Source organism: Streptomyces bullii, from assembly GCF_042657145.1.
Taxonomy (GTDB): domain Bacteria; phylum Actinomycetota; class Actinomycetes; order Streptomycetales; family Streptomycetaceae; genus Streptomyces; species Streptomyces bullii.
Map to the genome: position 1 here is coordinate 221,068 of NZ_JBHSNY010000014.1, position 23,939 is coordinate 245,006.

General features: G+C 70.4%; 20 protein-coding genes, 1 pseudogene and 2 riboswitches. Of the genes and pseudogenes, 8 read left to right on the top strand and 13 right to left on the bottom strand.

Features of this window, described 5'->3' with window-relative positions; all coding sequences use genetic code 11:
* Positions 1 to 33 precede the first annotated feature (33 nt).
* The 8 genes from ACFPZJ_RS34420 to ACFPZJ_RS34455 all read right to left on the bottom strand — a co-directional run bounded on the left by ACFPZJ_RS34420 (position 34) and on the right by ACFPZJ_RS34455 (position 9,213).
* Positions 34 to 1,146 (bottom strand): ABC transporter ATP-binding protein, encoded by a 1,113-nt coding sequence (locus ACFPZJ_RS34420; RefSeq protein WP_381030000.1) that lies wholly within the window; start codon positions 1,144 to 1,146, stop codon positions 34 to 36.
* A 14-nt stretch (positions 1,147 to 1,160) separates the two neighbouring features.
* Complete coding sequence (locus tag ACFPZJ_RS34425; RefSeq protein WP_381030003.1) at positions 1,161 to 2,246, bottom strand: ABC transporter ATP-binding protein; 1,086 nt, start codon at positions 2,244 to 2,246, stop codon at positions 1,161 to 1,163.
* Positions 2,243 to 3,253 (bottom strand): ABC transporter permease, encoded by a 1,011-nt coding sequence (locus ACFPZJ_RS34430; protein ID WP_381030005.1) that lies wholly within the window; start codon positions 3,251 to 3,253, stop codon positions 2,243 to 2,245. Before ACFPZJ_RS34430 ends, ACFPZJ_RS34425 begins: the two co-directional genes overlap by 4 nt.
* Positions 3,254 to 3,345: 92 nt before the next feature.
* Positions 3,346 to 5,115, bottom strand: coding sequence for an ABC transporter substrate-binding protein (locus ACFPZJ_RS34435; protein WP_381030007.1), 1,770 nt, complete (start codon positions 5,113 to 5,115; stop codon positions 3,346 to 3,348).
* 8 nt (positions 5,116 to 5,123) lie between these two features.
* Positions 5,124 to 6,122, bottom strand: coding sequence for an ABC transporter permease (locus ACFPZJ_RS34440; RefSeq protein WP_381030009.1), 999 nt, complete (start codon positions 6,120 to 6,122; stop codon positions 5,124 to 5,126).
* 324 nt (positions 6,123 to 6,446) lie between these two features.
* The gene (locus tag ACFPZJ_RS34445) at positions 6,447 to 7,205 is read right to left on the bottom strand and encodes an enhanced serine sensitivity protein SseB C-terminal domain-containing protein (protein WP_381030089.1); all 759 of its coding nucleotides are present in this window, start codon (positions 7,203 to 7,205) and stop codon (positions 6,447 to 6,449) included.
* A 200-nt stretch (positions 7,206 to 7,405) separates the two neighbouring features.
* Positions 7,406 to 8,203 carry an enhanced serine sensitivity protein SseB gene (locus tag ACFPZJ_RS34450; protein ID WP_381030012.1) on the bottom strand — a complete coding sequence of 266 codons (798 nt, stop codon included), beginning with the start codon at positions 8,201 to 8,203 and terminating at the stop codon, positions 7,406 to 7,408.
* 341 nt (positions 8,204 to 8,544) lie between these two features.
* Positions 8,545 to 9,213 (bottom strand): AAA family ATPase, encoded by a 669-nt coding sequence (locus ACFPZJ_RS34455; RefSeq protein ID WP_381030015.1) that lies wholly within the window; start codon positions 9,211 to 9,213, stop codon positions 8,545 to 8,547.
* 221 nt (positions 9,214 to 9,434) lie between these two features.
* Positions 9,435 to 9,533, top strand: a riboswitch (glycine riboswitch).
* A riboswitch (glycine riboswitch) is annotated at positions 9,534 to 9,646 on the top strand.
* 63 nt (positions 9,647 to 9,709) lie between these two features.
* Between ACFPZJ_RS34455 and gcvT the strand changes: the two genes are divergently transcribed.
* The 5 genes from gcvT (at position 9,710) to ACFPZJ_RS34480 (ending at position 14,760) form a co-directional block, all read left to right on the top strand.
* A complete protein-coding gene (gcvT, locus tag ACFPZJ_RS34460) occupies positions 9,710 to 10,837 on the top strand; it encodes a glycine cleavage system aminomethyltransferase GcvT (RefSeq protein WP_381030017.1) in 1,128 nt (375 codons plus the stop codon).
* 110 nt (positions 10,838 to 10,947) lie between these two features.
* A complete protein-coding gene (gcvH, locus tag ACFPZJ_RS34465) occupies positions 10,948 to 11,325 on the top strand; it encodes a glycine cleavage system protein GcvH (RefSeq protein ID WP_381030019.1) in 378 nt (125 codons plus the stop codon).
* A 12-nt stretch (positions 11,326 to 11,337) separates the two neighbouring features.
* Complete coding sequence (gene glyA / locus ACFPZJ_RS34470; protein WP_381030022.1) at positions 11,338 to 12,600, top strand: serine hydroxymethyltransferase; 1,263 nt, start codon at positions 11,338 to 11,340, stop codon at positions 12,598 to 12,600.
* Between the two features lie 91 nt (positions 12,601 to 12,691).
* The gene (locus ACFPZJ_RS34475) at positions 12,692 to 14,059 is read left to right on the top strand and encodes an L-serine ammonia-lyase (RefSeq protein ID WP_381030025.1); all 1,368 of its coding nucleotides are present in this window, start codon (positions 12,692 to 12,694) and stop codon (positions 14,057 to 14,059) included.
* A gap of 143 nt (positions 14,060 to 14,202) precedes the next feature.
* Positions 14,203 to 14,760: a glycoside hydrolase family 25 protein gene (locus ACFPZJ_RS34480; RefSeq protein ID WP_381030027.1), complete on the top strand. Its 558-nt coding sequence runs from the start codon at positions 14,203 to 14,205 to the stop codon at positions 14,758 to 14,760.
* A gap of 98 nt (positions 14,761 to 14,858) precedes the next feature.
* Here ACFPZJ_RS34480 and ACFPZJ_RS34485 read toward each other — a convergent pair whose 3' ends face one another.
* From ACFPZJ_RS34485 to ACFPZJ_RS34495, 3 genes and pseudogenes are all read right to left on the bottom strand, one after another.
* The gene (locus tag ACFPZJ_RS34485; RefSeq protein WP_381030092.1) at positions 14,859 to 15,545 is read right to left on the bottom strand and encodes an NADPH-dependent F420 reductase; all 687 of its coding nucleotides are present in this window, start codon (positions 15,543 to 15,545) and stop codon (positions 14,859 to 14,861) included.
* A gap of 149 nt (positions 15,546 to 15,694) precedes the next feature.
* The gene (locus ACFPZJ_RS34490) at positions 15,695 to 15,907 is read right to left on the bottom strand and encodes an EF-hand domain-containing protein (RefSeq protein WP_381030030.1); all 213 of its coding nucleotides are present in this window, start codon (positions 15,905 to 15,907) and stop codon (positions 15,695 to 15,697) included.
* Positions 15,908 to 15,965: 58 nt separating this feature from the next.
* Positions 15,966 to 16,878, bottom strand: a pseudogene (locus ACFPZJ_RS34495) (MerR family transcriptional regulator).
* A 48-nt stretch (positions 16,879 to 16,926) separates the two neighbouring features.
* Here ACFPZJ_RS34495 and ACFPZJ_RS34500 point away from each other — a divergent pair.
* Positions 16,927 to 17,586, top strand: coding sequence for a GNAT family N-acetyltransferase (locus ACFPZJ_RS34500; protein ID WP_381030033.1), 660 nt, complete (start codon positions 16,927 to 16,929; stop codon positions 17,584 to 17,586).
* On the opposite strand, the gene ACFPZJ_RS34505 is transcribed toward ACFPZJ_RS34500, so the two are convergent.
* Both ACFPZJ_RS34505 and glgX read right to left on the bottom strand, forming a co-directional pair.
* Positions 17,553 to 18,728: a YncE family protein gene (locus ACFPZJ_RS34505; protein WP_381030035.1), complete on the bottom strand. Its 1,176-nt coding sequence runs from the start codon at positions 18,726 to 18,728 to the stop codon at positions 17,553 to 17,555. The two genes, ACFPZJ_RS34500 and ACFPZJ_RS34505, sit on opposite strands and share 34 nt — an antisense overlap.
* A 91-nt stretch (positions 18,729 to 18,819) precedes the next feature.
* Positions 18,820 to 21,069 (bottom strand): glycogen debranching protein GlgX, encoded by a 2,250-nt coding sequence (gene glgX / locus ACFPZJ_RS34510; RefSeq protein WP_381030037.1) that lies wholly within the window; start codon positions 21,067 to 21,069, stop codon positions 18,820 to 18,822.
* Positions 21,070 to 21,256: 187 nt separating this feature from the next.
* Between glgX and ACFPZJ_RS34515 the strand changes: the two genes are divergently transcribed.
* Together ACFPZJ_RS34515 and ACFPZJ_RS34520 are read left to right on the top strand one after the other, a co-directional pair.
* On the top strand, positions 21,257 to 22,507 hold the full coding sequence (locus ACFPZJ_RS34515) for a L,D-transpeptidase (RefSeq protein WP_381030040.1): 1,251 nt from the start codon (positions 21,257 to 21,259) through the stop codon (positions 22,505 to 22,507).
* Between the two features lie 161 nt (positions 22,508 to 22,668).
* On the top strand, positions 22,669 to 23,901 hold the full coding sequence (locus ACFPZJ_RS34520; protein WP_381030095.1) for a L,D-transpeptidase: 1,233 nt from the start codon (positions 22,669 to 22,671) through the stop codon (positions 23,899 to 23,901).
* The last annotated feature ends 38 nt before the right edge of the window (positions 23,902 to 23,939 follow it).

Here is a 23,939-nt window from a genome sequence, read left to right on the forward strand (position 1 = left end):
CAAGGCGGGGGCCCGACCACGACTGTTACGCGGCTACTCGCTGGTCTCCTTGGAGACGGCCTCCTCGGTCTCCTTCGCCGTGGTCAGCAGCTTGGTGTCCTGCGGCTGCTGGTCCTCGAAGTTCTCCGGGTGGTGGCAGGCGACACGCTGGCCCGGCTTCAGCTCGGCCAGCGGCGGCTCGGTGGTCCGGCAGATCTCCGTCGCCTTCCAGCACCGGGTGTGGAACCGGCAGCCGCTCGGCGGCGCGATCGGCGAGGGAACGTCGCCCTTGAGCAGGATGCGCTCGCTCTTGACCGCCTTCCGCTTCGGGTCCGGGATCGGCACCGCCGACAGCAGGGCCTTGGTGTACGGGTGCATCGGCGCCTTGTACAGCGCCTCCCGGTCGGCGAGCTCGACGATCTTGCCGAGGTACATCACCGCGATCCGGTCCGAGACGTGCCGGACCACCGACAGGTCGTGCGCGATGATCACGTAGGTCAGGCCGAGCTCCTCCTGGAGGTCGTCCAGCAGGTTCACCACCTGCGCCTGGATCGACACGTCCAGCGCCGAGACCGGCTCGTCGGCCACCACCAGCTTGGGGTTGAGCGCGAGCGCGCGGGCGATGCCGATGCGCTGGCGCTGACCGCCGGAGAACTCGTGCGGGTAGCGGTTGTAGTGCTCGGGGTTGAGACCGACCACTGACAGCAGCCGCTGGACCTCCTTCTTCACCCCGCCCTCGGGCGTCACGCCCTGGAGCCGGAACGGCGCGCTGACGATGGTGCCGATGGTGTGCCGGGGGTTCAGCGAGGAGTACGGGTCCTGGAAGATCATCTGCACGTCGCGGCGCATCGGGCGCAGCTCGCCCGTGCTCAGGTGCGTGATGTCCTTCCCCTCGAACTCGACGTTGCCGCCGGTCGGTTCGAGCAGCCGGGTGATCAGCCGGCCCATCGTCGACTTGCCGCAGCCCGACTCGCCCACGACGCCCAGCGTCTCGCCCTTGCGGACCTCGAAGTCGACGCCGTCGACGGCGCGCACCGCGCCGGTCTGCCGCTGGAGCAGGCCCTTGCGGATCGGGAAGTGCTTCTGCAGGCCGGTCACCTTCAGCAGGATCTCGCCGTCGGCGGTGTCCTGGGTGAGGGTGCTGCCGCTCTGCTCCGGGTTGCTCACCGCTTTTTCGTCGCTCACAGCTTCGGCGCAATCTCTTCGGTCCAGATACGCTCCCGCTGCTCCTGGCTCATGTGGCAGGCGGCCCAGTGGGAGCTGCCGACCTCGGTCAGCTCGGGGCGGACCGTGCGGGTGACGTCGTCCTTGGGTACGTCCGCGTACGGGCAGCGCGGGTGGAAGGCGCAGCCGGACGGGAGGTTGATCAGGGAGGGCGGCGCGCCCTTGATCGGGATGAGCCGGTCGGTCTCCTCGCGGTCGAGGCGCGGCATCGAGCCGAGCAGGCCCCAGGTGTAGGGGTGGCGGGGCTCGGAGAAGACCGCCTCGGCGGGGCCGCGCTCCACGCACCGGCCGCCGTACATCACCAGCAGGTCGTCGGCCATCTCGGCGACGACCCCGAGGTCGTGGGTGATCATGATGACCGCGGAGCCGAACTCCTTCTGCAGGTCCCGGATCAGGTCGAGGATCTGCGCCTGGACGGTGACGTCCAGGGCGGTGGTCGGCTCGTCGGCGATGAGCAGCTCGGGGTTGTTCACCAGCGCCATGGCGATCATGGCGCGCTGGCGCATACCGCCGGAGAACTCGTGCGGATAGCTGTCCACGCGCTTGGCGGGCTCGGGGATGCCGACCCGGTCGAGCATCTCGATCGCCCGCTGCCTGGCGGCCTTCTTGGTGACGTCGTGGTGGACGCGGTACGCCTCCACGATCTGGTGCCCGACCGTGTAGTACGGGTGCATCGCCGACAGCGGGTCCTGGAAGATCATGGCCATCTTCCGGCCGCGCAGCCGCCGTACGGCGTCCGGGTCGGCGCCGATCAGTTCCTGGCCGTCCAGCCACACCTCGCCGGAGACCCGGGCGTTCTTCGCCGAGCGGTGCAGGCCCATCAGGCCGAGCGAGGTGACGGACTTGCCGGAACCCGACTCGCCGACGATGCCCAGGGTCTTGCCGCGGCGCACGTCGAAGCTGACGCCGTCCACGGACTTGACCAGGCCGTCGTCCGTGTTGAAGTGGACGCGCAGGTCGCGCACGGACAGGAACACGTCGTCCGGGACGGACGGGGGCACGGTGTCCGGTTCGCCGAGCGCGGCTTTGTCGAGCTTGCTCACGAGTACCTCACCCGGGGGTCGATGGCGGCGTACACCAGGTCGACGATCAGATTGCAGAAGACGATGAAGAACGCGGCGACCAGGGTCACGCCCATCACGATGGGCAGGTCGTTGTCCTTGATGGCCTGGACGGAGTACGCGCCGATGCCCTGCAGGGAGAAGACGGTCTCGGTGAGCACCGCGGTGCCGACGAGGGTGCCGAAGTCCATTCCGAAGATGGTGACGATCGGGGTCAGTGCCGAGCGGAGACCGTGCTTGGCCACCACGGTGGACTCCTTGAGCCCTTTGGCACGAGCGGTCCGGATGTAGTCCTCGCTCATGGTCTCCAGCATGCCCGCCCGGGTGAGCCGGGCGTACAGCGCGGAGAACAGGAAGGCGAGGCTGATCCAGGGCAGCAGCAGGTGCCAGGCCCATTCGGCCGGGTTCTCGGTGAACGGCACGTAGTCGATGCTGTCCCAGATGGGGATCTCGTAGACGAACAGCGCGTTCAGCACCTGGCCGGTGAAGAAGATCGGCAGCGAGACGCCGGCGAGCGCGATGAACATGGAGATGCGGTCGACCGGCTTGCCCTTGCGCAGTGCCGAGATGACGCCGATGGTCACACCGCCGATCACCCAGATCACCGCCGCGCCGACGGCCAGCGAGAAGGAGACCGGGATGCGCTGCTCCAGCTGCGGCCACACCTCGATGTGGCTCTTGAAGGAGTACCCGAAGCAGGGGGCGCTGCAGTGCGTCGCGTCGGGACCGAACTTGTAGTCGGCGCCCGCCACGAGACCCTTGATGAACTCCCAGTACTGGACGTAGACGGGCTGGTCCAGGCCCAGGTTCTTCTTGATCGCGGCGACGGACTCGGGGTTCGCGTCCTTGCCGACGTACTGGGTGGCCAACTGGTCGGCCGTCTGGCCCCCGAGGCGGGGCACCAGGAAGAAGATGGCGAAGGTGACTGCGCTGACCACCAGCAGCAACAGCACCGCGCCCATGACGCGTCGGAGGATGTACGCAGCCACAGCTGTACGGCCCCGGGTGGCCGCGGCGGGGTCTGTCCGCCGCGGCCACCCGGTGCCTTCACCTGCCTTTCAGAGGTTCCGGCCTGCTGGTGTCACTTCGTGGAGCTCATCAGCAGGTAGTCGTACATGCCGAGGTACGCCTGCGTGACCGTGACGTTGGCGGCGGACGCCGGCCTCAGCAGCAGGTTCTTGCGGTAGACCAGCGGGACGACCGAGGCGTTGTCGAGCACCATCTTGTCGATGTCGCCCCAGGCCTTGGTGCGGGCGGCGTCGTCGGTGTTGGCGATGGCGTCCGTCAGGGCCTTGTTGATCTTCGGGTCGTCGAGCTCCATCAGGTTGTTGCCGCCCGAGGGCTTGATGGCCGCACCGTTGATGATCTGGTCGAGGAAGCCGAAGCCGGTCGGCCAGTCGGCGCCCCAGGCCATCGAGAGCATGCCGAGCTTGTTCTGGTGGACGTAGCTCGGGACACCGGCGAAGTTGGAGAAGTACTTGCCGGAGGGGAACTGCTTGATCTCGATGTTGACGCCGATCTTCTTCAGCGACGCCTGGATCGCCGTGGCGGCCGCCACCTCGGCCGGGCGGTCGGAGCGGGCCGTCAGGATCGTGTTGAAGCCGTTCGGCTTGCCGCACGCCTTCAGCTCTTCCTTGGCCTTGGCCACGTCACCCTTGTGCCCCGCGCTCGGGTAGGTGTCGAACTTGGTGTAGCCGTTCACCGACGGCGGCAGCAGCGTGGTCGCCACGTCACCCTTGGGCGAGCCGCCCATCGCGTCGAGCACGGACTGCTTGTCCAGGCCCCACTGCACGGCCTTGCGGCAGTGGACGTTGTCGAACGGCTTCACGTTCACGTTCAGCGCGATGTACTGCGTGGCGCCGGCGTACGAGGAGTCCGTCTGGTTCGCGTACTTGCCGCGCAGCACCTTCGGCTGGGTCTGCGGCTGCACACCCGTGCCGGCGGCGTCGGCCGTGATCTTGTCGGCCAGCAGGTTGTTGTCGACGGTGACCGGGTTGACCTTGAACTTGATCGTGATCTTGTCCGGCAGGGCCTTGCGGATCGGGTCCGTCTTCGGGTCCCACTGCGGGTTGCGCACGAGAGTGGCGCTGCGGCCCTCCTCGTAGGACTGGAACTGGTACGGGCCGGAGGACACGATGTGCTGGACGTACTTCGCGCCGTCGTCCTTCGCCCGCGGCACCGGTGCCGTCTGGGAGAACGTCGCCAGGTAGTCGAAGTCGGCGAAGGGCTGCTTCAGCTTGAAGACGATCGTCTGGTCGTCCGGCGTCTCGATGGACTTGATGCCCTCCGGCGACTTGTCCTTGTACGGGCCTTTGTACTTGTCGCCGCCCACCAGGTACGACTTGAAGTACGTCGGGCCGTTGGACAGCGCCTCGGGCGAGAAGTTGGAGCGCTCGATGGCGTACTTGACGTCCTTGGACGTCACCGGCGTGCCGTCCTGGAACTTCACGCCCTTGCGCAGCTTGTACGCCCAGGTCTTGGCGTCGTCACTGGGCTGGCCCAGGGACTCGGCCAGGTCCGGGACGACCTCCAGGCCTTCCTTGCCCGCCGCCGGCTTGAACGAGGTGAGCGTCCGGCCGTAGAGGCGGGAGAAGTTCTGCACCCAGCCGTAGTAGGTGTTCCCCGGGTCCAGGGAGTCCGGCACGTCCGAGTGCTCGTACGTGACGGTTCCGCCCTTCTTGCTGGACGCGTTGACGATCGAGGTCAGAGCGGCGTCCTTCTTGCCGTTGCCTCCGCTGCCGTCGTTGTCGTCACCGCCGCCGCCACACGCACTGGCACCCAGCGACAGCGCCAGGACCGACGCCACGCCGGCGGTCACCCTTCTCGTCTTCACCTGAGGAAGCCCCCTCATTCGATGGATCACTTGCTGCGAGGGTCGAGGGCGTCACGCAGCCCGTCACCCAGCAGGTTGAAGGCCAGGACGGTGATGAAGATCGCCAGTCCGGGCACGAACATGTACTGCGGATCCGCCGTGTAGAGATCCACGGCGTTGCTGAGCATGCCTCCCCAGGAGGCCTGCGGCGGAGCGATACCGACACCGAGGAAGCTCAGCGCGGCCTCGAACAGGATGTTCGTCGGGATGATCAGCGTCGAGTAGACGAGGATCGGCGCGACGAGGTTCGGCAGCAGCTCCCGGAACAGCACGTACGGGCCGCGCGCTCCCAGGCTCGTGGCCGCCTCGATGAACTCACGCTTGCGCAGCGTCATGGTCTGCGCGCGCACGATGCGGCCGATGTACGGCCAGCTGAAGAAGCCGATCACGAAGATCAGCACGCAGATGCGCAGCGGGAGACCGTCGAGCCCGAAGAAGCCGTCCTGCACCGAGGCGGAGATCGAGATGGCGAACAGCAGCAGCGGGAAGGCGAGGAAGGTGTCCATCAGCCGGCTGATGACACTGTCGATCCAGCCGCCGTAGTACCCGGCGACGACGCCGAGCACGGTGCCGATGCACACGGACAGCAGCGTGGCACCGCCCGCGACCAGCAGGGAGACCCACGAGCCGTCGATGATGCGGGCGAGCATGTCACGGCCGTACTGGGGGTCGACGCCGAGCGGGTGCTCCCAACTCATACCGCCCCAGCCGCCCTTGGGGGCGAGCAGCGCCGGGTCGATCAGGTCCTGGTTGAACTTGTTGGGATCGAGTCCGAAGATCCACTGGATCGGCTTGGAGAAGACCGCCATCAGGACCAGCAGGGCGACGATGACGCCTCCCGCCATCGCCACCTTGTCCCGCTTGAAGCGCATCCAGGCGATCTGGGTGAGCGAACGCCCTTCGATCTGGCTCTTCTTGACCCCGGAGAGCACGGCCTCGGGCTGTGCTCCGGCTTCCGCCCCCGTGGTCTCGATCGGTGCGGTCACGGTGCGATTGACCCCTCTCGGCCGGCGATCGCCGACCCCCTGGCTGCCGCTGTAGCGGTTGCTTGTCTCGTACACAGGACCGACCGGCCTGTGCCTTGCCGGGAGTCTTCAACGCTTCGGCGATCAGTCGCCAGAGTTGACGGTGAAAGGATGCGTAAACGTGATGCTGTCTGGGGGGTTCCGTTATCCGGACAGCGGGTAACGCGGGCCGGACACAGACGAGTTGGGACATCGCGGACGGGATGGGTCCTTCCGCCCCGTTTCTACGCGCGCAGACCGGCTCTCGCCGCGCGACAGGCGGCTCGCAGGATGCCCTCCCGCGGGTCAGTACCCGCCCGGGGCCGGCGGGTAGCCGTAGCCGGTCGCCGGGGCCTGGGCGGGGGCGGCGGCGTGGGCCTCGCGGTCGTAGAAGGGGCGGGCGTTGGCCCGCAGCCACATCGCGACCGGATCGTGCGCGTCGGACATCGCGACGGTCGACACGGGCAGGCCGTCCGGGACCGCGCCGATGGACTGCCGCATCATCGCGCGCACGGAGTCGACGGCGGGCGGGGAGGTGTCGTACACGTCCAGACCGATGGCCAGGTACGGCGCGCCGAGCGCGGGCTGCACCCAGGCGCGGCGCAGCGAGCGGACGGCGGGGGTGCGGTGGGCGTTCTGCGCGAGCAGGGCGTAGAACTGCGGGATCTCGATCGCCGGTTCGGACAGCCGCAGGGGCCCCGCGGGCTGCCGGTCCAGGCCGGTGGCGATGCGCCGCAGGTCGAGCCAGGGGATGCCGACGCCGCCGCCGGGGGCGTGCGGGTTGAGCCAGAGGCCGTAGTGGTCGGGGTACAGCGCCCGGGCCACCTCCAGGCCGTCGACCACCTCGTAGGACCGGTTCCAGCCGCTGGCGCTCAGCTCCTGGGCGGAGGTGACGCAGGGCGCGTAGCCGTAGCCGTCGACCTCCATGTTCCCGTACTGGGCGTCCGGGGAGCCGGCCTGGCCGTGCCACAGCAGCATCCAGACCTGGCCGGTGGAGGGGGTCGCGAGCGCGCGCAGGAGTGCCTCGTAGGCGTCGTAACGCCCCGGCGTCACCTGGCGCAGCATGTGCTCGACCTGGCCGGCCGCGGCGGTGCCAGCGCTCACTTTGTATCGCCCCTCCGTACAACGCCCTCGACCGAACCGTGCGACTAGCTTAAGCCCGCCCGCGAGCTGACGGCCTGTGCCGTGCTCGCGGGTACGCGTCGTGCGGGGCCGGCCGCCTGCGCGGCCGGGGCCGCACACCGGCGGAGCCCCGCGCTCCTGGGTCAGGTGCCCGGCCGCTGGTAGAAGGGACGGACCTGCCCCCGCATCCAGTCGCCCACCGGGTCCTGGGCGACGTCCAGCAGGACCAGGTTGACGGGCCATCGCACGGGAACCCTGCCCAGGGCACGGCCGAGGGCCTCCAGCGGCAGGGCGCGCAGGTCCCCCTCCCACTGGGAGAGTTCCACGCCGACGAACATCACCGGGTCGGCCGTCTCGATGGCGGCGAGGCAGCGGCGGGCGGTGAGGACCACGCCGATGGCCTCGAACTCCGCGGAGGCGGCGGAGAGGAAGTCCACCGGGTCGTCCTGCCAGTCGGGTTCGAAGAGCCGGACGCGGCCGCCGCTCGCGGGGCCGTCCAGCGGGGTGCGCCCGGCCCGGCACAGCTCGGCCACGGCGGGCGGCGGCAGCGGGACGCCGACCACACCGCCCGGGTTGACGGCGATCCCGGCCTGCGGGGGCAGGCCGCGGGCGAACTCCACGGCCGGGGCGATGGTGTACGACATGTGGGAGCCGACGACCTGGCGGAACTGCTCCTCGGAGCTGAACACCGGTACGTACGCCTGTCCCTCGATCTCCAGGGAGGGCAGGTCGAGGGGGCCGCTGTGCGGGCCGCCGCCGCTGGGCAGCGGGACCCAGACGAAACTCCGGCCCAGGACCTCGATGATCCGGCCGCCCGCCGACGGTCCGACGCCGAGGGAGGCCGAGAGCACCTCCTCCAGCTCGTTGCCGGGCCATCCGCCGTGCGGGTGGGGGTGCGCCTGCGCCGGGATGTCCGCGGAGAAGTCCGCCGGGAAGTCCATCTGCCTACCGCCTGCCTGAAGCCACTGCTGTGGCTGAAAAGGCTAACGGGTGCCCGGACTCCTGAACGGGCGCGGAACAGCCGTCGGCAGGTTCGCCCGCCGTGCGATCCGTGCGTACGACACTCGACTCCCGTGACCGGGCCGGCGCCCGGACTCGGGCCCGGGCCCCGGCCCCCCGAGGAGCGCCGGCCGCGGCGGCTGACGGAGCGCGGCACGGCCGACGAGGGCCTGGACTGCGGCGCCCCCTGCCGGAACACGCCCGACTGGCCGGAGGCCGTGGCCGTGGCGGGGCTCGCCGGGCCCAGGGAACACCCGGGGACGTCAGCCGCGTGGGAGGCCGCTCAGCCCGTGAAGCCGATCCGGCGCAGGGTGTTCGCCGCGTCCCGGTCGACGAGGACCGCGGAGGCGCAGCCCGCCGGCAGGTCGCCCCGCTCCACCGAGCGCAGCAGGCGGGTGGTGGCCGTGCGGTGCCGCAGGAAGGCGTAGCGCGAGACGCCCCGGCCGCGGGCGCGCTGGCCGGCCAGGGCCTGCTCCGGGGTGACGTCGAGCAGCAGCAGGTGCAGCGTGCCGCCCCGGCGGCGGGCTTCCCGGGCCAGCCAGCGGCGCACCCAGGCCTGCGTACCGCAGTCGTGCACGACGACTCCCTCGCCGGTGCGCAGGGCGCGGCGCAGCCCGGCGTAGTGGGCGAGGCGGACCAGCGGGCGGTAGACCGCGTACGGCAGGAAGCGCGGCATGCGGCGCTCCCAGCGGTCGCGGACGTCCTGGGAGTCGATGCGCGGGCCCTTGACGGCGCGCCGCATCAGCGTGGACTTGCCGCTGCCGGGCAGGCCGGTGATCACGACGAGGTCCCGGGGGCCGAAGAGCAGGGCGTGCGGGCCGCGGCCGCCCCTGTCGCGCAGATCGCGGACGACGGGAGACCGCAGCGGGTCGCACGCCCCCCGGGCCGGGGCGGCGTGCTGGTTCGGCAGCGCGACTCCCGTGGTCGTGGCGTACGCCGTGGTCCTGTTCACCGTGATCGTCCTCCCCTGGGGCCAGGTACGGAGTCCCATCCCCGCCGAGTGTAAAGAGAAGGTAATGCCCTGGGTCTCGTGTTTTCGTCCGTTTCCTGCAACAGGCCTGCTACAGCCTGCTGTGACCGGCTGAGCACGCTGGGCGTCCCCAGGGAAAGGTCCCCCTGCCGCGCCACAGAGATGCGTGCAATGATGAGCGCGCCAACTGCATACCGGCCGTTTGAATCCGCGCGGGAGAGTTCCCAGCACCACGCAGCTGGGGCGCCGAAGGAGCAAGTCCCTCCCTTGAATCTCTCAGGCCCCGTTACCGCGCGGGCGAGGCACATCTGAAAAGCGGGCCGCTGTCCGAGCGGTCCCACCCAAGGTGCAAGCCGTGATCGTCCCTGTGGCGGTCGTGGCGAACCTCTCAGGTTCCGATGACAGATGGGGAGGACCTTCCTCTGCGGAGGACCTTCCTCGCCCGTCATGCGTTCATGCCCTGGGAGACGACCGACCGATGAGCAGTACTGAATCCCGTCCGCTCCGGCACACCGCCCTCGATGCCGTACATCGCTCGCTCGGCGCGACGATGACCGACTTCGCCGGCTGGGACATGCCCCTGCGCTACGGTTCCGAGCGCGAGGAGCACCTGGCGGTGCGCACGAAGGCGGGGCTGTTCGACCTCTCCCACATGGGGGAGATCACCGTGACCGGCCCGCAGGCCGCGGCCTTCCTGAACTTCGCCCTCGTCGGCAACATCGCCGCGGTGGGGGTGGGCCGGGCCCGCTACACCATGATCTGCGCCGAGGACGGCGGCATCCTCGACGACCTGATCGTCTACCGGCTCGCCGAGACCGAGTACATGGTCGTCGCCAACGCCTCCAACGCCCAGGTGGTCCTGGACTCCCTGGTGGAGCGCGCGGCCGGCTTCGACGCCGAGGTCCGCGACGACCGGGACGCCTACGCGCTGATCGCCGTGCAGGGCCCCGAGTCCCCCGGCATCCTCAAGAGCCTCACCGACGCCGACCTCGACGGCCTGAAGTACTACGCCGGGCTGCCCGGCACCGTCGCCGGGGTCCCGGCGCTGATCGCCCGTACCGGCTACACCGGCGAGGACGGCTTCGAGCTGTTCGTGAGGCCCGAACACGCGGTCGAGCTGTGGCAGGCGCTGACCAAGGCGGGCGAGAGCGCCGGACTGGCCCCGTGCGGCCTGTCCTGCCGGGACACGCTGCGCCTGGAGGCGGGCATGCCGCTGTACGGGCACGAGCTGACGGCCGAGCTCACCCCCTTCGACGCCGGGCTCGGCCGGGTGGTGAAGTTCGACAAGGAGGGCGACTTCGTGGGCCGCGCGGCCCTGCAGCAGGCCGCCGCCCGCTCCCAGGAGAACCCCCCGCGCGTGCTGGTCGGCCTGGTCGCCGAAGGCCGCCGCGTCCCGCGCGCCGGATACCCGGTCGTCGCCGACGGCCGGGTGATCGGCGAGATCACCTCCGGCGCCCCCTCCCCCACCCTCGGCAAGCCGATCGCGATGGCGTCCGTCGACGCGGCGCACGCGGTTGCGGGCACCCCGGGCGTCGCCGTGGACATCCGGGGCACCCACGAGCCGTACGAGGTCGTGGCGCTGCCGTTCTACAAGCGCCAGAAGTAGACACTGGACGCGCGGTCCGGCGTGACCCCGCGCACACGCACGCTGCTCACCAGCGGTTTCAGCAGTCCCCCCGTCACCACCACTCCCCCGCATACAGGAGAATCCAGGCCATGAGCAACCCCCAGCAGCTGCGTTACAGCAAGGAGCACGAGTGGCTGTCGGCCGCCGCGGACGGCGTCTCGACGGTCGGCATCACGGAGCACGCGGCCAACGCGCTCGGCGATGTCGTCTTCGTCCAGCTCCCGGAGGTCGGTGCCACCGTGACCGCGGGCGAGACCTGCGGCGAGCTGGAGTCGACCAAGTCGGTGTCCGACCTGTACTCCCCGGTCTCCGGTGAGATCACCGAGGTCAACGAGGACGTGGTGAACGACCCGTCCCTGGTGAACTCGGCCCCCTTCGAGGGCGGCTGGCTGTTCAAGGTGCGCGTCAGCGACGAGCCGGCCGACCTGCTCTCCGCCGACGAGTACGACGCCCACATCGCCGGCTGAGAGGTCGTTCCCATGTCGCTTCTCCACACCTCCCTGCACGAGCTCGACCCGGCCGTCGCCGCCGCGATCGACGCCGAGCTGCACCGCCAGCAGTCCACCCTGGAGATGATCGCCTCCGAGAACTTCGCCCCGGTCGCGGTCATGGAGGCGCAGGGCTCGGTCCTCACCAACAAGTACGCCGAGGGCTACCCGGGCCGCCGTTACTACGGCGGCTGCGAGCACGTCGACGTGGTCGAGCAGATCGCCATCGACCGCGTCAAGGAGCTGTTCGGGGCCGAGCACGCCAACGTCCAGCCGCACTCGGGCGCGCAGGCCAACGCGGCCGCGATGTTCGCGCTGCTCAAGCCCGGCGACACGATCATGGGTCTGAACCTTGCGCACGGCGGGCACCTGACCCACGGCATGAAGATCAACTTCTCCGGCAAGCTGTACGACGTGGTCGCCTACCACGTCGGCGACGACGGCCGGGTCGACATGGCCGAGGTCGAGCGGCTGGCCAAGGAGTCCAAGCCGAAGCTGATCGTGGCCGGCTGGTCCGCGTACCCGCGTCAGCTGGACTTCGCCGCGTTCCGCCGGATCGCGGACGAGGTCGGCGCGTACCTGATGGTCGACATGGCGCACTTCGCGGGCCTCGTCGCGGCCGGGCTGCACCCCAACCCGGTGCCGCACGCGCACGTGGTCACCACCACGACCCACAAGACGCTGGGCGGCCCGCGCGGCGGTGTCATCCTCTCCACGGCCGAGCTGGCCAAAAAGATCAACTCCGCGGTCTTCCCCGGTCAGCAGGGCGGTCCGCTGGAGCACGTGGTCGCCGCCAAGGCGGTCGCCTTCAAGGTCGCGGCCGGCGAGGAGTTCAAGGAGCGCCAGCGCCGTACCCTGGAGGGCGCGCGGATCCTCGCCGAGCGCCTGGTGAAGGACGACGTCGCCGAGCACGGCGTCTCCGTCCTGTCCGGCGGCACGGACGTGCACCTGGTCCTGGTGGACCTGCGCGATTCGGAGCTGGACGGGCAGCAGGCCGAGGACCGGCTCCACGAGATCAACATCACCGTCAACCGCAACGCGATCCCGAACGACCCACGTCCGCCGATGGTGACGTCGGGCCTGCGGATCGGCACGCCCGCCCTGGCGACCCGCGGCTTCACCGCCGAGGACTTCGCCGAGGTCGCGGACGTCATCGCCGAGGCGCTCAAGCCGTCGTACGACGCTCAGGCGCTCAAGGCACGGGTCAAGGCGCTGGCGGACAAGCACCCGCTGTACCCCGACCTGAACAAGTGAGCGGGCGGCGGGGCGCCGACGACCTCGGCGCCCCGTCCCCCGTCCCCCGTAGCACCGCCCTCGCACCACCCCCGCATTGAGGAGTCCCCCCGTGGCCATCTCGGTCTTCGACCTGTTCTCGATCGGCATCGGCCCGTCCAGCTCCCACACGGTGGGCCCGATGCGGGCGGCCCGTATGTTCGCCCGCCGGCTGCGCAGCGAGGGTTTGCTGGAGTCCGTCGCGTCCGTGCGGTCCGAGCTGTACGGCTCCCTCGGCGCGACCGGCCACGGCCACGGCACGCCCAAGGCGGTGCTGCTCGGACTGGAGGGCGACTCGCCGCGCACGGTGGACGTGGAGTCGGCCGACGAACGTGTGGAGGCCGTCAGGACCGGCGGCCGTCTGAAGCTGCTGGGCGAGCACGAGATCGCCTTCGACTTCGACCAGGACATGGTCCTGCACCGCCGCAAGGCCCTCCCCTACCACGCCAACGGCATGACCCTGTGGGCGTACGACGCGGCGGGTGCCGAACTCCTCAGCAAGACGTACTACTCGGTGGGCGGCGGCTTCGTCGTCGACGAGGACGCCGTCGGCGCGGACCGCATCAAGCTGGACGACACGGTTTTGAAGTACCCCTTCCGCACGGGCGACGAGCTGCTGCGCCTGACGCAGGAGACGGGCCTGTCGATCTCCGCGCTGATGCTGGAGAACGAGCGGGCCTGGCGCACGGAGGAGGAGATCCGCGAGGGCCTGCTGGATATCTGGCGCGTGATGCAGGCCTGCGTGGCGCGCGGCATGTCCCGCGAGGGCATCCTGCCGGGCGGCCTGAAGGTGCGCCGCCGGGCCGCGAACACCGCGCGCAAGCTGCGCTCGGAAGGCGACCCGCAGGCCCTCGCGATGGAGTGGATCACCCTCTACGCGATGGCGGTGAACGAGGAGAACGCGGCAGGCGGCCGGGTCGTCACCGCCCCCACCAACGGCGCGGCGGGCATCATCCCCGCGGTCCTGCACTACTACGTCAACTTCGTCCCCGGCGCCGACGAGGAGGGCGTGGTCCGCTTCCTGCTGGCCGCCGGAGCGATCGGCATGCTCTTCAAGGAGAACGCCTCCATCTCCGGCGCCGAGGTCGGCTGCCAGGGCGAGGTCGGCTCGGCGTGCTCGATGGCGGCGGGCGCGCTCGCCGAGGTGCTGGGCGGCACTCCCGAACAGGTCGAGAACGCCGCCGAGATCGGCATGGAGCACAACCTCGGCCTGACCTGCGACCCGGTCGGCGGCCTCGTCCAGATCCCGTGCATCGAACGCAACGGCATGGCGGCGGTCAAGGCCGTCACCGCCGCCCGCATGGCCATGCGCGGCGACGGCTCCCACAAGGTCTCCCTCGACAAGGTCATCAAGACGATGAAGGAGACCGGCGCGGACATGTCGGTGAAGTACAAGGAGACGGCACGGGGCGGACTGGCCGTCAACATCATCGAGTGCTGAGGCTCTTCGCCTGACGGCTGTGCCACCTCCCGGGACGGGCCCACGGACCACGAAAAGTCGACGTTTCGACGTCCCGGGGGTCGGCCACGCGACCGTGGGGCATAAACCCCTCCCCCCCCCCACGGTCACCTCCGGGAGGCCCCATGCTGCGTGGCATAGACGTCAGCGCGTACCAGTCCTCCTCCTACGACACCGACGGCCTCTCCTTCGTCTTCATCAAGGCGACGGAGGGCCGTTCGTACGTCAACCCCAAACTCGCCGCGCAGACGAAGACGGCCCGCGACGCCGGTCTGGTCGTCGGCTTCTACCACTTCCTCTGGCCGGGCAACCTCGCGGCCCAGGCCGAGTACTTCGTCGGCAAGGCCCCGGAGCGCGCGGGCGACATCCTCGCCGTCGACTGGGAGACGACCGGCGCGGGCACCCACGCGAGCAACGCCGAGAAGGACCGGTTCATCCGCAAGGTGCGGGAGTTACGGCCGAAGAACCGCGTCGTGCTCTATTGCAACCGGCATTTCTGGCTGAACGTCGACACCACCTCCTACGCGGGTGACGGCCTGTGGATCGCCGACTACGTCACCGCGGGCAAGCCCCGCATCAAGGCGAAGTGGCGCTTCCACCAGTACACGGACGATCCGCTGGACAAGAACGTGGCGGATTTCCAGAGCAGGGCGGCGCTGCGCACGTGGGCCGGGCAGGCCTGACGGCGCTCCCGGGTGGAAGCCGGGGAACGTCGGGCCCTCGGCCAGGGGCCGAGGGCCCGACGCTGTGTGTCCCGGGGCTCAAGGGCCTTCAACGGCATCTACGCCCGGAACTCCGGCTTGCGCTCCGGGGACGCCTCCGCCAGGGCCTTGGTGACCGCCTCGGTGCCGGCCCGCAGGCCGTACACCGGCGTGTCGGGCTGCTGGCGCCAGGAGTCGTCGATGCCGCCCGCGTCCACGCTGTCGAAGCCGAGTTCGTCGATCAGGGCCCGCACCTTGCGCTTGGCCGCCTCGTCGTCGCCGGCCACCGGCAGGGCCATGCGGTCGGGGTCGCCGGCGGGGCGGGGGCGGTCCAGGATGTCCTGGGCGTAGGTGCCGTTGAAGGCCTTGATCACGGGGTGGCCGATCTGCCGTTCGGTCCAGCGGCTCTCGGTGAGGCCCTCGTCCTCGATCTCCGCGATCCTGCCGTCGCGCTGCTTGGGGTAGTAGTTGCCGGTGTCGATGACCGCCACACCGTCGGCGGCCTCGTCGAGGAGGCCCTTGGGCAGGTCCGGGACCGCCTTCACCGGGATGGTGATGACCACGATCTCGGCGCCGCGGGCGGCCTCCTCCACCGTCACCGGGGTGGCGCCGGTCTCCTCGGCCAGGGCCGTGAGCGTGTGCGGGCCGCGGGAGTTGGCGACGGCGACGTCGTGGCCGAGGGCGGTGAGCCGCCGGGTGAGGTTGCCGCCGATGTTGCCCGCGCCGATGATGCCGATCTTCATGACAGGCCCTTCCGGGTGCGAAATAGATGCAGGTGCATGCGTCGTTCGTCGGGCGTCAACCCGGGAAGGTCGCGGGCTATTCCGCGCGGGAATCGCGGTCTTCGTCGGGGAGCGGGGAGGCGGGAGACGGGGAAGGGGCCGGTCCGTTGCGGACCGGGCCCCTTCCACCACCGTCACTTGTTCAGGTACGACCAGAACTCGTCGAACGACAGCACCTTGTCGCCGTTGAGGTCGCGGGTCTTGATGACGACCTCCGCGACCGACTCGGTGACGTTCCAGTCACCCTGCTGGGCCAGGGCGGCCTTGAACTCGGCAGCGGTGATGAATCCGTCACCGTCCGTATCGATCCGCTCGAACTGCTTGCGCGCTTCCTCGATGTCCGCCACCGGTCCGCCCCTCGTCTCGTGCTTGTCGTGCTTCGCCGTCTTGTTGACGGAGGTCAGATTAACCGCCCGTGTGAGAGCGCAGCGCGGCGGCCACCCGGGCGAACTCCGCCTCATAGGTGGGAGGGCGTTCCAGACCGTTCACCACGGCCGACAACTCGCGGTAACGGGCGAGCCGCAGGTTGGACGCCGCCTCCAGGCGCACCAGCACCGCCGCCCGGTCGGCGTCACCGAGCAGCCGGCCGAACACCTCCTCGGGCTCCGGCTCCTCGGGAGCGACGCCCTGCCGCAGCGCCTCGCCCGCGAGCTGCACCAGGCGGCTCATGCACCACAGCGACGTGCCCGCCGGCACGTCCGGTCCCCGGTTCGCCGCGTCGAACACGACCGCCCTGCGCATCAGCGCGCGGAACTCCGGGTCCTGGATGAGTTCGGCGAGCTCCACCCAGGCGTCCACCTGCTCGGGGGTGGGGTCGTCGGGCAGGTTCGCCGCCGCGAACCGCAGCCGGTGGCGGATGTCGGGGTCCGCCGTGTCGATCCCGTCGAAGATCTCCGTCATGAAGTCCTCGACGATACGCCGCCGTTCGGCGGTCGAGAGCCGCGCCAGCCTGTGCATCAGGGTCGTCTCCTCTGCGGTCGAGCCACGTCGCGCCACGGTCGACAGCACCGCACGGGTCACCTTCAGCGCGCGGATCTGCGCGTCCAGCGCCGCCACGTGCGCCGTGGCCACCTGGGCCACCGTCCGCTCCCCGGCCAGCACCTCGCGTACGTCGTCCAGGGTGAGGCCCGGTTCGCGCAGGTTGCGCCATCAGTTCCAGGCGGGCGACGGAGGCGGCGTCGTACAGCCGGTAGCCGCCCGCGGAGCGGGCCACGGGCGGCAGGGCGCCCTCGTCGGACCAGTAGCGGATGGTGCGCACGGTCAGGCCGGTGGCGCGGGCCAGCTCACCGATCGTGAGGAGTCCGGTGCTGCCGTCGATCCGTCTGCGAGTCTGGGCCTTCCAGTGGGTGGAGACTCAAGGAGTGCTGTGGAGACGTTGCGGGACATTCTCGGTGCGGCGGCGCGGGGTGTCTTCCCGGCGGCGGACGGCGGTACGACGGTCGTGCCGCAGCACCGCGACCGGGACGCGGGGGTGATCGCCTTCACGGCGCACTCGGTCGTCTTCACCGACGAGGATCCCGCATGGGTGTACGCCACCCTGCGCACACTGGACTGCGACCCGCTGGCCGCGACGCTGCACGCCCGCTTCCTGGCCGCCTTCATGGCACGGACGGGCCGGATGTCCGAGACCGTCGACGCGCTCCTGGTCGGCTCCCCTCTGCCGGGTGATCCGGCCCTCGCACTGACGGAGGTCGAGGACGCCGCTCACCCGCGGATCGCGTACGCCCGCCGGCGGCGCGACGACGTGCGCGCGTGGACGGCCGAGGGCGGTGTGCTGGTGCTGGGGCGCGGGGTGGCCGGGCGGCTGGAGGTGTCGGTCGAGGTGGCGGAGTCGGTACGGCACCGGGGGCTGGGCCGGGCACTGGCCACGGCGGCCCGGCAGCTCGTCACGGAGCCGTTGTGGGCCCAGGTCGCGCCCGGGAACGCCCGCAGCACGCGGGCGTTCCAGGCGGCCGGTTACCGGCCGGTGGGCGCGGAGGCGCTGCTGCTGCCTCAGCGGAAGACGCCGGTGTGGCCGAGCGAGTAGCGGCCCGGCTGGGGGTAGACGGCGAGGCCGTGCGGGCCGCTGCCGACCGGGATGCGGGCGAGCTGGGTGCCGGTGCGCGTGTCGATGGCGTACACCTCGGCGCCGTAGCGGCCGGACAGCCACAGCACCTTGCCGTCGGCGGAGACGCCGCCCATGTCGGGGCTTCCGCCGTCCGGCAGATGCCATTTCTTCGTCAGCCTGTTCTGGGTGAAGTCGAAGACGGAGACGGTGCCTTCGCCCCGGTTGGAGATGTACATCTCGCGGGAGTCGCGGCTGACGTACAGGCCGTGGCAGCCCTTGCCGGTGCGCAGCAGGGTCGGCTTGGTGAAGCGGTCGCCGTCCAGGACCCACATCCCGTGGGCCATCATGTCGGCGACGTAGAACCGCTTGCCGTCCGGTGAGAGCTTGACGTCCTGCGGCATCGCGCCCTCGAACGGCAGCTTCTGCTGTCCGACGACCTCCATCCTCTCGGTGTCGACCTTCAGCAGTTCGCCGCTGAACTCGCAGGAGACGATGAAATAGCGGCCGTCGAGGGAGAAGTCGGCGTGGTTGACGCCGTAGCAGCTGACCGGGACGGTCTTCCTGATCTCCATGGTGTGCGGGTCGCGGAAGACGAGTTCGCGGTCGAGGGAGGCCATGACGACGGCGTATCTGCCGTTGGGCGTGAAGTAGAGGTTGTAGGGGTCGTGGACCTCGACCGGCTTGCCTGCCTTGCCCGTCTTCGGGTCGATGGGGGTGAGGGTGTGGCCGCGGTTGTTGTTGACCCACAGGGTCTTCAGGTCCCAGGAGGGGACGACGTGCTGCGGCTGGCGGCCGACGGGGATCGTGTCGATGATCTCGTACGTCTGCGGGTCGATGACGGAGACCGTGTCGGACTCGCTGTTGGGGACGTAGACCCGGGACGGGAAGTCCTTGACGACCGGGGACAGCCTGCCCGGGCGGTCGGCGGCGTAGACGTCCTCCGGGTCGAGGACGGGCGGCATGCCGGGCAGTCCCTTGACGGGCTTCTTCTCGGGCGGGGCGGGCACGGCCGCCTTGGTGGGCTCGGCGGCCCGGTTCTGCGTCTGACCACCGCAGGCGGCCAGGACGGCGAGGCCGGCGGCCGCGATGAGGGCGCGGGTGATTCGGCTGGGGTGCGTCACCCGCACCATTTAAGGCGGGTTGCGCGGGAAAACCGCCGATTCACCCGATGGGCCGTCGGCACGGGTCGCGCCGGGCGTGGCGGCCGTCGCCTCAGCCCGCCACCCGCAGCAGCAGCACCGCCCTGGCCGGCACCGTGATCTCGGTGCCGGCGCGGTGTTCCACGCCCGGCGGCTCCCGCTGTTCCTCCCGGCCGGTGTCGACGACCACCTCGTACCGCTCCGCCCACGGCGGCCCCGGCAGTACGAAGCTCACCGGCCCCTCACCGGCGTGCAGCACCGCGAGGAAGCTGTCGTCGAGTATCTGCGCACCGCGCTCGTCACGGCCTGGGATGTCCCGGCCCGAGAGGTACATGCCGAGCGTGGCGGCGGGCGCGTACCAGTCCTGTTCCGTCATCTCCGTGCCCCGGCAGGTGAACCAGGCCAGGTCGCGCAGCCCGTCCGCGGTCTGCGCCCGACCGGAGAAGAAGGCCCGGCGGCGGAGCACCGGGTGCCGGTGGCGCAGCTCGATGAGGCGCGAGGTCAGGTCGAACAGGGCCTGCCAACCGGGGTCCTGGAGCAGGCTCCAGTCGACCCAGCCGATCTCGTTGTCCTGGCAGTAGGCGTTGTTGTTGCCGCGCTGGGTGCGGCCCAGTTCGTCGCCCGCGACCAGCATCGGCACGCCCGTCGAGAGCAGCAGGGTGGTCAGCAGGTTCCGCAGTTGCCGGCGCCTGAGCGCGCGTATGCGCTCGTCGTCGGTCTCCCCCTCGGCACCGCAGTTCCAGGCCCGGTTGTCGTCGGTGCCGTCCCGGTTGCCCTCGCCGTTGGCCTCGTTGTGCTTGCGCTCGTACGACACCAGATCGCGCAGGGTGAAGCCGTCGTGCGCGGTGATGAAGTTGACCGAGGCGTACGGGCGCCGCCCGCCCCAGGCGTACAGGTCGCTGGAGCCCGACAGCCGGTAGCCCATCTCCCGTACGTCGGGAAGCGCGTGGCGCCAGAAGTCCCGTACGGCGTTGCGGTATCGGTCGTTCCACTCCGTCCACAGGGGCGGGAAGGCGCCCACCTGGTAGCCGCCCGACCCGATGTCCCAGGGCTCGGCGATCAGCTTCACCCTGCGCAGCACCGGGTCCTGGCCGATGACCGCGAGGAACGGGGAGAGCATGTCGACGTCGTGCATGGAGCGGGCCAGCGCCGCCGCCAGGTCGAAGCGGAAGCCGTCCACGCCCATCTCCGTCACCCAGTAGCGCAGGGAGTCCGTGATCAGGCGCAGCACGTGCGGCTGAACGACGTGGAGGGTGTTGCCGCAGCCGGTGTAGTCGGCGTACCGGCGGGCGTCGGGTTGCAGGCGGTAGTACCCGCGGTTGTCGATGCCCTTCAGGGAGAGCATCGGGCCCAGCTCGCCGGCCTCCGCCGTGTGGTTGTAGACGACGTCGAGGATGACCTCGATGCCGGCGGCGTGCAGGGCGCGCACCATGCGTTTGAACTCGCCGACCTGCTGGCCGGTCGTGCCGGAGGCCGCGTAGGCGGCGTGCGGGGCGAAGTAGCCGATGGAGTTGTAGCCCCAGTAGTTCTTCAGGCCCCGCCTGAGCAGGTGGTCCTCGTGCGCGAACTGGTGCACGGGCAGCAGTTCCACGGCCGTCACGCCCAGCTTCACCAGATGCTCTATGGCGGCCGGGTGCGCCAGACCGGCGTACGTGCCGCGCAGCTCCTCGGGGATGCCGGGGTGCAGCTTGGTGAAGCCGCGCACGTGGAGTTCGTAGATGACGGAGTCCGCCCACGGGGTCTTGGGACGGTGGTCGTCCGCCCAGTCGTCGTCGTCGTGGACGACGACGCCCTTGGGGACGAAGGGCGCGGAATCACGGTCGTCCCGCACGGTGTCGGCCACGTGCTGTTCCGGCCAGTCGCGGACGTGCCCGTACACCTCCGCCGGGAGGGCGAAGTCCCCGTCAACCGCGCGCGCGTACGGGTCGAGGAGCAGCTTCGCGGGATTCCAGCGGGCGCCGGTCCACGGGTCCCAGCGGCCGTGCACCCGGTAGCCGTAGCGCTGGCCGGGCAGCACGCCCGGCACGAAGCCGTGCCAGATCTCGTGCGTCAGTTCGGTCAGCCGGACGCGGGTCTCCTTGCCCCGGGCGTCGAAGAGGCACAGTTCCACGCCCTCCGCCCCGCCCGCCCACAGCGCGAAGTTGGTCCCCGCCACGCCGTCCGGGCCGACCCGGTAGCGGGCGCCCAGCGGCATCGGCGCGCCCGGCCACGCGGGCACGGTGGGCAGCGCGGCGCGCCTGACGCCGTGCACGACGGCGGCCGGGCGCCCGTCCTCAGTGGCTGGACTGCCCGCCACTGCCTCCTGCTCGGCTGCGCTGGACACCTGTCAGCCTCCCGCGGCTCGTGGAACGACGGGGGACAGAGGTGGGCGGCCACGTCGTACGGCCCGGCCGCGGCTCCCCTGCGCGTCGTTCTCCCCACTGTTCTGCCCAGAGGGTGGCTCGCACTCACGTTTCCCCGGGGGGCGGCATGGTCGTTTCCCGGGGACGAGGCCCGTCGTTGGGCTCCTCGTGAGGCACCTAGAAGGGCGCGCACGGCGCGCGAGGGCCGTGCTGGCCGCCGTAGTGACATGGGCAGGACTGCTCGCCGGGACCGCCGGCTGTACCCCGGACGGCGGAGGAGGCGGGGTCGGCGGGGCGTTCGGTGCGCCACCGGCCGCCCCCGAGGACGTCATCCGGGTCTCCCCCGCAGACGGGAGCCGGGGCGTGCGCCCCGGCGAGCGGCTGCGGGTGCGGGTGCCGGGCGGGCGGCTGGAGTCGGTGAAGGTGGTGCGTGCGCAGGACGCGCAGGAGTTCCCGGTGCCCGGGCGCATCTCCGCCGACGGGGTGAGCTGGGAACCGGAGGAGGAGCGGCTGGCCCTGGCCGCCCGGTACACGGTCGACGTGGTGGCCCTGGACGCCCACGGGCGCCGCTCGGCCCGCCACACCACGTTCACCACGCACGTCCCCGCGGAACGGTTCATCGGATACGTCACCCCGGAGAACCGCTCCACGGTCGGGACGGGAATGATCGTCTCGCTGGAGTTCAACCGGGAGATCGCCGACCTCGCGGCCGTGGAGCGCGCGGTGCGCGTGACCTCCGAGCCTGCCGTCGAGGTCCGGCCGCACTGGTTCGGCCGCTCCCGGCTCGACTTCCGCCCCGAGCACTACTGGAAGCCCGGCACCAAGGTCACCGTCGCCCTGCGGCTGAGGGACGTCGAAGGGGCGCGCGGGGTGTACGGGCTCCAGCACAAGACGTTGTCGTTCACCGTCGGCCGCAGCCAGGTCTCCGTGGTGGACGCGGCGAAGCACACCATGCAGGTGCGGCGGGACGGCGAACTGCTCGCGACCGTCCCGATCACGGCGGGGGCGCCGAAGACCACCACGTACAACGGGAAGATGGTGGTCACCGAGATGCTGGAGCTGACCCGGATGAACGGCGCCACGGTCGGCTTCAAGAAGAAGAACGGCAAGGGCGAGTACGACATCCCGGACGTGCCGCACGCCATGCGCCTGACCGAGTCCGGCACCTTCCTGCACGGCAACTACTGGGCGTCGGAGACCGTCTTCGGCCGTACCAACGTCAGCCACGGCTGTGTGGGGCTGCGCGATGTGAAGGGCGGCGGCGCGGACACACCGGCCGGCTGGTTCTTCGACCGCAGTCTCATCGGGGACGTGGTCGAGGTCGTCCACAGCAATGACAAGAAGGTCGCTCCCGACAACGGGCTCGGAGGGTGGAATATGAGCTGGAAAGAGTGGAAGTCAGGTAGTGCGGTGAAGTAACCCGACAGGGCGGCGACTTCTCCCGACTTTCCGTTGGGACTGAACAGTGACAATCACGCGACGCCGATGTCCCTGGCCTGCGGTTACGATGCGCCGGTGCGCGCGCGGGACGCGCAGGGGTGTTGGGCCTGACCGGCCCGGCGAGGGGAGACAACTTGAAGATCGGGCGACCGGTACGGGGGGCGTCGGCGAGGGGCCGCAAGGGGCTTCCGGCACTGATACTCGGAGGGGTGCTGCTGGCCGTCACCGCCTGCGGCGGTGGCGGCTCGGACTCGGGGTCGGCGGACGGCAAGGGCGGCAACGCCGGTGACTCGGCCGCGGCCCGGAGCAAGCAGTCCGAGGCCGTCGTCAGCATCGCGCCGAAGGACGGCGCGAAGTCCGTCGACACCAGCGGCGCCCTCAAGGTGAGCGCCGCCAAGGGCAAGCTGACCGAGGTCGTGGTCAAGGACGCCGAGGGCGACGAGGTCGACGGGGAGATATCCGAGGACGGCGCCACCTGGACGCCGTCCACCCATCTGGCCGCCGCCACCACGTACACGGTGCACGCGGTCGCCAAGGATTCCGAGGGCCGTACGGCCGCGGAGGACTCCGGTTTCACCACGCTGACGCCGAAGAACACCTTCGTCGGCGTCTTCACCCCCGAGGACGGATCCAAGGTCGGCGTGGGCATGCCGTTCTCGATCCGCTTCACCCGGGGCATCACCAACCCCGACGACGTCGAGAAGGCCATCCGCATCAGGACGGAGCCGGCCGTCGACGTCGAGGGCCACTGGTTCGGCAACGACCGACTCGACTTCCGCCCGGAGAAGTACTGGAAGCCGGGCACCAAGGTCACCGTCGACCTCGACCTCGACGGCGTCGAGGGCCGCTCCGGCGTCTACGGCGAGCAGGACAAGACCGTGTCCTTCACCGTCGGCCGCAGCCAGGTCTCCGTCGTGGACGCCAAGAAGCTCACGATGAAGGTCATGCGGGACGGCAAGGTGATCAAGACGATCCCCGTCACCACCGGCAAGCCCGGCATGGAGACCTGGAACGGGCAGATGGTCATCAGCGAGAAGCACGCGGTGACCCGCATGAACGGCGACACGGTCGGCTACGGCGGCGAGTACGACATCAAGGACGTCCCGCACGCCATGCGCCTGACCACCTCCGGCACCTTCCTGCACGGCAACTACTGGGCGAGCGGCGCCTTCGGCGACTACAACGCCAGCCACGGCTGCATCGGCCTGCGCGACGTGCGCGGCGGCTGGGACAAGGGCGCGCCGGCGGCCTGGTTCTTCAACCACTCCCTGATCGGCGACGTGGTGATCGTCAAGAACTCCAACGACCGGACCGTCGCCCCGGACAACGGGCTCAACGGCTGGAACATGTCGTGGGCGGAGTGGAAGAAGTAGGGACCGTTTGACCCACGGGCCCGGTGTGCCGTCCTGTG